We start from the raw sequence: 8,677 nt of genomic DNA, 5'->3' as shown, positions 1-8,677 counted from the left end.
CCACGCACACGGGGGCCCGGCCCCGGCGGGGCCGGGCCCGCCCTCCCCCGCACCCTCGCCCCCCACCCCACCCGCGCCGCCCGGCCCCCCGCCGGGCGGCGCGGCGCGTGCGCCGGCCACCCCACCCCGGCGCTCGGCTCTTCCTACTCCCTTGGCGCAGCCGGCCAGTTCGTGAGCGGGCAGGGTGCGGAAGTCCGCGCCCTCCGCGTCGAGCGCCACCCGCGACAGCGGCCCGTGTGCCCGCCGTCAGGCGCCGGCGACGAAGGCGTCCTCGCCCATCCCCCCGCGTACCACCGTCAGTTCCTCGGCGACGACGGCGCGCACCACCTGGGTCCTCACCTCTACGCCGTCCTCCAGGACGACCCCGGCGTTGACCCGTCGCCAGAGCCGCGAGCGGGAGCTCTCGGCGGTGGCCACCTCCGTCACGAGCCCGAAGACGGCCACGGTGCCCGCCCCGCCCAGCCGCGCCTGGATGGGACGCGGCCCCACCCGTACCGCGCCCCGCTCGCTCCGCCACCGGCCGGGCGAGCGTCACGGGTTGTGCCGAGTGGGTGACGCGGCGCCGGATCGCGGTCGATGATGGCTGCCATGACACAACGGCAACGGGTGTGGGCCTGGGGTGGCGTGGCGCTCGGCGCGCTGGTGGCCCTTGGGCTGGTCGTGCTCGTCGTGGTGGCCGACCTGGACACGGCGGGTCAGGTCGCGGGCATCGTCGGCACGATCGCGGGGCTGGCCGCACTGGGCGTCTCGGTGTACGCGCTGCGCCAGCCGCCACCCGCACCCGCGCCCGCTCCGGCGGGCCCCACCGTCACCGCCGGCGGGCCCCGGTCCGTCGCCACGGGCGGCGCGGTCGCCGGCACCGTCTCCACCGGCGACGGCCCCGCCCCCGCATCACCGGCACCTCGGCCACCCGGCGCCCACCCGACAGGGCCCACGCCCGCCGGCCCCACCCCGCCCGCTCCGGCGCCGTCCGGAGCGCCCCCGGCCGTCCCGGGCGGCGCGACGCACGCCACCGGCGAGCGGTCGGTGGCGGTCGGCGGGGACCTCACCGGCACCGTCTCCACCGGCGACACCAGCACCGCCGACGGTGACCGCCCATGACCCCCTGGCCCCGCCGCCGGACCGAGCGACCGGTCACGCCCCCGGCCCCCGCCGTCAAGGCGGCCCCCACCCTCACCCCGACCGTCCCCGTCGCCCCGCCGGCGACCCCCGTCACCCCCGTACCGGCCACGGCCACGACCGCCGCACACGCCGAACGCTCCCTGGCCGTCGGCGGGAACATCGCGGGCATCGCCTCCAGCGGTGACCACGCCACCAACCTCCAGATACACCTGCCGCCCGAGGCCTTCCGCCCGATGCGCGAGCTGGCCGCCCCGGCCGGGCTGGTCCGACTGCCGCCGACCCTGGACCGGTTCGTCGGCCGCGCCCGCGACCTGGACCGCCTCGACGCGTCCCTGGCCGGGCCGGGCGGGGTGGTGGTCCAGGCGCTGCACGGCCTGGGCGGTATCGGCAAGAGCACCCTGGCCGCGCACTGGGCCGCCACCCGCGCGGCGGACCACTACCCGATCTGGTGGATCACCGCCGACAGCCCGGCCGCCCTGGACGCCGGCCTGGAGGCGCTGGCCACCGCGCTCCAACCCGAACTGTCCGGCCTGCTACCGCTGAAGGCCCTGCGCGAGCGGGCGGTGCAGTGGCTGGCCGCGCACGACGGCTGGCTGGTCATCCTGGACAACGTCAACGACCCGGCCGACATCCGCCCCCTGCTGGAGCGCACCCGCGGCGGCCGGTTCCTGGTCACCAGCCGTCGCACCGTCGGCTGGCGCGGCCTGGCCACCCCCGTCCCCGTGGACGTCCTGGACCCCGCCGAGGCCGTGGACCTGCTCACCCGCATCCTGCCCGGCACCGCCGACCCGGACGGCGCGGACGCGCTCTGCGCGGAACTGGGCTGTCTGCCGCTGGCCGTGGAACAGGCCGGGGCCTACATCGCCGAGGCCGGCATCACCCCGCGCGCCTACCTCGACCTGCTGGCCGCCTACCCCGCCGCCATGTACCAGCACAGCGCCGAGGGCACCGACCCCGCCCGCAGCATCGCCCGCGTCTGGCACGTCACCCTGGACCGGCTGGCCGGCGACCCCCTCACCGGCACCCTGCTGCGCACCCTGGCCTGGTACGCCCCCGACGATCTCCCACGCCACCTGCTCGACGGCATCGCCACCCCGCCCGAACTCACCCGCGCCCTGGGCCGCCTGGCCGCCTACGGCCTGCTCACCCTCCACCACGACACGGCGACCCTCAGCGTGCACCGCCTCGTCCAGGCCGTCGCACGCACCCCCGACCCCGAGGACCCGCACCGCCAACCCCGCGACGTCGACGCCGCCCGCCACCAGGCCACCCGCCAGCTCTTCCGCGCCACCCCCGCGTCCTGGGACGAGCCGACCCACTGGCCCGCCTGGCGCGCCCTGCTCCCACACGTCGAGGCGCTCATCGAGCACACGCCCCCCGACGCCGACACCCTGCACACCGCCAACCTCCTCAACCGCACCGGCCTCTACCTCAAGAGCCAGGGCGCCCTGGCCCGCGCCATCCGCTACTACCAGCGGGGCCTGGCCGACCTGACGAAGCTGCTGGGCGCCGACCACCGGGCCACCCTGGCCCACCAGAACAACCTGGCCAGCGCGTACAAGGCGGCGGGCGACCCGTGGCACGCGGTGGAGCTGCACGAGCGCAACCTCGCGGACCGCATCCGCGTCCTGCGCGCGGACCACCCCGAGATCTTCAACTCCCGCAACAACCTGGCCAGCGCGTACAAGGCGGCTGGCGAACCCCTGCGGGCCATCGCCCTGCACCGGCGCAACCTGGCGGACCGCGAACGGGTGCTGGGCGCGGACCACCCCGACACCCTCACCTCGCGCAACAACCTGGCCAGCGCCTACAAGTCGGCCGGCCAACCGCGACGGGCGGCCACGCTGCACGAACGCAACCTGGCCGACCGGGTACGGGTGCTCGGACAGCGGCACCCCTCCACGCTGATCTCGCGGAACAACCTGGCCGAGGCGTACCGGTCGATGGGGGAGGTGGGGCGATCCGTGGGGTTGCACGAGAGCAACCTCGTCGACCGCGAACGGGTGCTCGGCGCGGACCACCCCGCGACGCTGATCTCGCGCAACAACCTGGCCGAGGCGTACGCGGAGATGGGCGAGCCGCGACGGGCGGCCGAGCTGCACGAACGCAACCTGGCCGACCGGGTACGGGTGCTCGGGGAGGGGCACCCCTCCACGCTGATCTCGCGGAACAACCTGGCCGAGGCGTACGCGGGGATGGGTGAGCCACGGCGGGCGGCCGAGCTGCACGAGCGCAACCTCGCGAGCCGCTCGCGCCTGCTCGGCGAGGACCACCGATCCACCGTGACCTCCCGTGTCCACCTGGCCGAGGCGTACCGGGCGGCCGGCGATCTCCGGGGCGCCGCCGACCACTTCGAGCGGGCGCTGAGCGACGCGCGGCAGGTGTGGGACGCGGACCACCCCCGGATCGCCGCGATCGCCCGCGCGCTGAGCGCCCTACGCGCGGCCGGCCCGCCCTCCGACGACGGCCCCGCCCCCGGCCGGCGCTGACGGCGCCCGGCCGTAGCGGCGGCCGGCCCGACCGGTGGGTGGGCCCTCCCGTGTCCGTCAGCGCTCGGGGTCGAGCAGGCGCAGGTCGGCCGGGGTGTCGATGTCCGCGCACGAGGCGATGTCCGCGCACTCCACCAGCGTGAGCCGGGCCGCGTGCGCGCGCAGGAAGTCCCGCGCCCCGTGGTCGCCGTGGGCGCTGGCAGCCACCCGCGCCCAGTGCTCGCGCGCGAACAACACCGGATGCCCGCGCCGCCCCGCGTACGCGGCGGCCACCAGGTCCGCGCCCGCCCGGTGCGCGGCGAGCACCCGCGCCACCGCGCCCGCGCCCACCCCCGGCTGGTCCACCAGCAGCACCAGCACCGCCGACCGTACCCCGGCGGGCGGCCCCTGGCCCGTGTGCGGCCCGACGGTCGCGGCCGCCCGCACCGAGGCCAGGCCCGCGCGCAGCGAGGAGCCCATGCCGGTGGGCCAGTCGGGGTTGTCGCTCACCACACAGCCCGCCAGGTCGGCCCGCTCGCGCACCCGTTCGGCCGCCGCCCCGAGCACCACATGCACCGTGGGCGCGCAGCCCCCGGCGCGCGCCGCCCGCACCGCGCGCTCCACCAACGGCCGCCCGCCGTGGTCGAGCAGCGCCTTGGGGCGGCCGCCCAGCCGCCGCCCGCCCCCCGCCGCGAGTACCAGCGCGGTCACCGTGGACCGCGCCCCGCCACCAGCGGCTTCGCCTGTCGATGCCATGCCCCCTGCCTACCGCACGGCCCCCGCCGCGCGCGGGCACGCGCGGGTGGCGCGCCGGGCGGGCGCGGTGGCGCGCCGGGCGAACCACCCGCGCTCGCGCCCGCGCTCCGGGGCGCTGTCGGCCCGGTCCACCAGCGGGGTCTGCCGGCGCGGGTGCTCGGTTAAGGTCGGGGCGTGCGCAGGTGAAACGGGGAGGTCGAAGGTGGCTGAGGTCTTCAAGGCGCTGGGGGAGAAGGACCCGCGCCAGATCGCGGGCTACCGGCTTGCCGCCAGGCTCGGCTCGGGCGGCATGGGCAAGGTCTACCTCTCGTACACACCCGCCGGCCGACCGGTGGCGATCAAGGTGGTACGGCCCGACCTGAGCGAGGACCCGGAGTTCCGGGGCCGGTTCCGTCGCGAGGTGGCGGCGGCCCGGCGTGTCCACGGCCTGTACACCGCGCCGGTCATCGACGCCGAGACCGAGGGCGACACCCCCTGGCTGGCGACCGCGTACGTGCCGGGCCCCTCGCTCCAGGCGGTGGTCGCCGAGCACGGGCCGCTGCCCGTGCCCACCGTGCTGCTGCTCATCGCCGGGATGGCCGAGGCGCTGGCCGCCGTCCACGAGGCGGGCATCGTGCACCGCGACTTCAAGCCCTCGAACGTGATCCTGGCCGCCGACGGGCCGCGCGTCATCGACTTCGGCATCTCCCGTGCCACCGACTCCAGCTCGCTGACCGGCAGCGGCATGACCATCGGCACCCCCGCCTTCATGGCACCCGAACAGGCCGAGGCCACCGACATCACCACCGCCACCGACATCTTCGCGCTCGGTCAGGTCGCCTGCTTCGCGGCCTCGGGCACCCCGGCGTTCGGCGACGGCACCCCGCACGGCGTGCTCTACCGGGTCGTCCACAAGGAGCCCGACCTCGGCGGCGTGCCCGGGGAACTGCGCCCGCTGATCGCCCGCTGTCTGGCGAAGGAGGCCGCCGACCGGCCGAGCCCGGCGCAGATCATCGCCATGTGTCGGGCCGTCGCCCCCGGGGCGGAACTGCGCCGCGCGGAGGACTGGCTGCCCACCGTGGTCGCCGCCGACGTCGGCAGCCGCGCCGCCAGCCCCGCACCGCCTCCCGCGCCCCCACGCGACCAGACCCTGGCCGGCCTGCGGGTGAGGACAGCCGGCACCCCGGCCCCCGCGACGGGCGCGGGCCCCGCCAACGCGGCCGGGAGGCCGGCCGGGACAGCCGGGTCGACCGGTGGCGCGGCCGAAGGCGGCGCGGCGGGCGGCGCGTTCGGCCCCTCGCCGCAGGTGCCCCCCGGCGCCGACGTGCCCCGCCCCGGGCCACCGGCCGCCTCCGCCGACCGCTCCGCCGCCCCCGACCCGGCCGCCACGCCGGGCGACGCCGGGCCCCGTAGGCGCGCCGGTCGGCAGACGGCCGTCCTGGTGGCAGCCGCCGTGCTCGTGGTGGGCGCCGGCGCCGGCGCCGCGTACTACCTCGGTACGGACGACGGTGGTGCCACGCGGGAGGCGGGCCGGTCGAGCGCCCCGCGCACACCCGACGGCAAGCCCCAGGGCAAGCCCTCCCGCGACGCCTCCGACCCGGCCGGCGACGGGTCCGAGCCCACCGGCCTACCGAGCGGCTCGGGTGGCCAGGTGCCGGGCGGGACCAGCCCCAAGGGCGTCGACTACGACGACGTGTCGCTGCCCGACGGCTACCACCTCACGCTGGCCACCGCCCCGCTGCGGCCCGACGACTCCCCGGCCACGGCGGCCGACTTCCTCTACCGCAACCCGGCGATGCCCGGCGGCGGCAGCGTGCGCGCCGGCGCCGGCGGGAAGCTGGTGCTGCTGCGGGCCGACGAGTACGGCTCCGCCACCTCCTGCCGCGACACCACCCGGTTCACCTCCGAGGTCACCCTGGACCAGCTCGCCCCGGGCTCCCGGGTCTGCGTGCTGGCGGCCTCCGGCGACCTGGCCCTGATCACCTACCGGGGCGCGGCTCCGCCGGGCGATCCCAGTGACTATCTGAGCCTCGACGTGACGGTGTGGCGGGCCGCTTCGCCGCGTACGTGAAGGAGTCGGGGCGACCCCGTCAGCGGCGGTGGCGCCCATGGCGACTTCCGATAGGGTCACCGCTGTCACATGCACGCTTGAGGGGCAGCCCTGACGGGGCCGGGGGACGATAGGTCATGAACAGTGTGGATTCCGCGGGGGTCTTCAAGCCACTTGAGGGCGACGATCCGACCACGATGGCGGGCTATCGGCTGAGCGCCAAGCTGGGTTCCGGGGGGATGGGCAAGGTCTACCTCTCCTACACCCTCGGCGGTCGGGCCGTGGCCATCAAGGTGATCCGCCCGGAGTTCAGCGGGGACGCGGAGTTCCGCCGCCGCTTCCGGCAGGAGGTGAAGGCGGCCCAGCGCGTGCAGGGTCTGTACACCGCGCCGGTCATCGACGCCGACCCCGAGGGCCCCACCCCCTGGCTGGCCACCGCCTACGTGCCCGGCCCCTCGCTCGCCGAGTCGGTGGCCCAGCACGGCAAGCTCCCGGTCTCCACCGTGCTCTTCCTGGTCGCGGGCATCGCCGAGGCGCTCCAGGTCATCCACGGCGCGGGCATCGTGCACCGCGACCTGAAGCCCTCCAACGTGCTGCTCGCCGACGACGGCCCGCGCGTCATCGACTTCGGCATCGCCCGCGCCGCCGACGCGACCGCGCTCACCGGCAGCGGCGTGACCATCGGCACGCCCACCTTCATGGCCCCCGAGCAGGCCGCCGGTGGCAACGTCACCTCGGCCACCGACATCTTCGCGCTGGGCCAGGTCGCGGCGTACGCGGCGATCGGCGCCCCGGCCTTCGGTGAGGGCACCTCGCACGGCGTGCTCTACCGCATCGTGCACGAGGAGCCCGACCTGACGGCGCTGCCGGCCGAGTTGGCGGACCTGGTCGGCAGGTGTCTGCGCAAGGACCCGGCCGCCCGGCCCGCGCTCGCCGAGATCCTCCAACTGTGCCAACAGGCTTCGCCACACACCCAGTTGCGGCGCCCCGAGGACTGGTTGCCGGGTGCCGTGGCCGCCGACATCACCGGCCGCGTGCCGGCGCCGGCCCCGCGTCAGGTCCCCGCGCCGCCCTCCGTCGCGCCGGTGGCGGGCGCGGCCCCCGCCGCCCCGCCCGTGCCGCACCAGGCCCCCGCCGCCGCCTACCCGGCCCACCCGCCGCAGACCCCCGCGACGCCGCCGGCCCAGCCGCCGGCCCCGGCCGGTCCTCCCACGCCCGCCCAGCCGCCGACCCCCGCCGCCGCGCCGGCCACGCCCCCGTCGGCGCCGACCCCGCCGCCCGTCGTGCAGCAGCCCCTCGCACAGCAGCCGTACGGCTACCCGCAGGCCCAGGGCGCCGCGGCGGCACCGCCGTACGGCTACCCCCAGCAGCAGGCCGGCGGCCAGCAGGCGTACGGCTATCCGCAGTCGGGCGAGGTCGCCGGGCAGGGCGGGTACGGGCCGCCGGAGTTCGCCACCGCCGCCCTGTCCGCCCCCGCGCCCGGCGCCGGGTCGACCACGTCCGGGACCACCGTGCTGGGCCCGTCCGACGGGGGCGGCTCGACACCGGGCAGGCGTGGCCGGGGCAGGGTCGCCGTGCTGGGCGCGGTGGGGCTGCTGGTGTTCGCCGCCGCGGGCGGGGTCACCACGTACGTGCTGTTCAAGGACAAGGACGACGACAAGAAGACGTCGCAGGCCACCGAGAAGACGCCCCGGGAGTCGGCGGGCGCCTCGTCCCGGGAGCCCACCGACCAGGCCACCACGCCGTCCGACGACCAACCCTCGGACGACGCCTCTCCCTCCGAGTCGGCGCCCACCGTCGTCCCCGACCCCAAGCCGGTGACGTACAAGGGGATCAACCTCTCGGACGGCTACCACCTGTTCTTCGCCTCCGACCCCATCCAGCCCGAGCAGGGCAGCTCCGACAACGACCTGACCTACAACAACAGCTTCGGCGACCGGCAGCTCAGCACCTCCTCCAACGACAGCAAACTGGTCCTGCTGAACAACGCGCAGGAGGGCTCGCTCGACACCTGCCGCAACGAGACGCGCTTCGCCACCACGATCAACTTCGCCCAGTTGTCCAAGGGTTCGCGGATCTGCGTCCGCACCGGCTCCGGGCACATCGGACTGGTCACCTTCAACGGCCTCGCGCCTCAGACCGATCCGAGCGACTACGTCAAGCTCGACGTCACCGTCTGGCGCAACGCACTGGACGTCGCCACCGAGGACGGCTCCTGACCCGACCGCGTCCCCCGGCCGTTTTAGCCGGCTTTGGCGGCCAGATTTCGCCCTGTGTATAGCGCACCGTGCGGAGAGTGGCG

General features: G+C 76.5%; 6 protein-coding genes. 4 read left to right on the top strand and 2 right to left on the bottom strand.

Features of this window, described 5'->3' with window-relative positions; genetic code table 11:
* Positions 1-246: 246 nt before the first annotated feature.
* Positions 247-489, bottom strand: a complete 243-nt coding sequence (locus ACFVFR_RS29540) for a hypothetical protein (RefSeq protein ID WP_383707245.1) — start codon at positions 487-489, stop codon at positions 247-249.
* A 99-nt stretch (positions 490-588) separates the two neighbouring features.
* On the opposite strand from ACFVFR_RS29540, the gene ACFVFR_RS29535 reads away from it, so the two are divergent.
* Both ACFVFR_RS29535 and ACFVFR_RS29530 read left to right on the top strand, forming a co-directional pair.
* Positions 589-1,101, top strand: a complete 513-nt coding sequence (locus ACFVFR_RS29535; RefSeq protein ID WP_383707243.1) for a hypothetical protein — start codon at positions 589-591, stop codon at positions 1,099-1,101.
* A complete protein-coding gene (locus ACFVFR_RS29530) occupies positions 1,098-3,611 on the top strand; it encodes a tetratricopeptide repeat protein (protein WP_383707241.1) in 2,514 nt (837 codons plus the stop codon). Before ACFVFR_RS29535 ends, ACFVFR_RS29530 begins: the two co-directional genes overlap by 4 nt.
* Positions 3,612-3,668: 57 nt before the next feature.
* Here the strand turns inward: ACFVFR_RS29530 and ACFVFR_RS29525 are convergent, their stop codons facing one another.
* A complete protein-coding gene (locus tag ACFVFR_RS29525; RefSeq protein WP_383707239.1) occupies positions 3,669-4,346 on the bottom strand; it encodes an NTP transferase domain-containing protein in 678 nt (225 codons plus the stop codon).
* 202 nt (positions 4,347-4,548) lie between these two features.
* Here ACFVFR_RS29525 and ACFVFR_RS29520 point away from each other — a divergent pair, with 202 nt between their 5' ends.
* Together ACFVFR_RS29520 and ACFVFR_RS29515 are read left to right on the top strand one after the other, a co-directional pair.
* Complete coding sequence (locus tag ACFVFR_RS29520) at positions 4,549-6,396, top strand: protein kinase (protein WP_383707237.1); 1,848 nt, start codon at positions 4,549-4,551, stop codon at positions 6,394-6,396.
* 116 nt (positions 6,397-6,512) lie between these two features.
* Positions 6,513-8,594 carry a serine/threonine-protein kinase gene (locus ACFVFR_RS29515; protein ID WP_383707235.1) on the top strand — a complete coding sequence of 694 codons (2,082 nt, stop codon included), beginning with the start codon at positions 6,513-6,515 and terminating at the stop codon, positions 8,592-8,594.
* Positions 8,595-8,677 lie beyond the last annotated feature (83 nt).

This window comes from Streptomyces sp. NPDC057702 (assembly GCF_042799315.1).
In the GTDB taxonomy this organism is placed as follows: Bacteria; Actinomycetota; Actinomycetes; order Streptomycetales; family Streptomycetaceae; genus Streptomyces.
This window is presented reverse-complemented; position numbering and strand designations above follow the sequence as displayed.

Coding starts and splice junctions, on each gene's coding strand:
- ACFVFR_RS29525 (WP_383707239.1), bottom strand. CDS start 4,346: ATGGCATCGACAGGCGAAGCCGCTGGTGGCGGGGCGCGGTCCACGGTG.
- ACFVFR_RS29515 (WP_383707235.1), top strand. CDS start 6,513: ATGAACAGTGTGGATTCCGCGGGGGTCTTCAAGCCACTTGAGGGCGAC.
- ACFVFR_RS29535 (WP_383707243.1), top strand. CDS start 589: ATGACACAACGGCAACGGGTGTGGGCCTGGGGTGGCGTGGCGCTCGGC.
- ACFVFR_RS29530 (WP_383707241.1), top strand. CDS start 1,098: ATGACCCCCTGGCCCCGCCGCCGGACCGAGCGACCGGTCACGCCCCCG.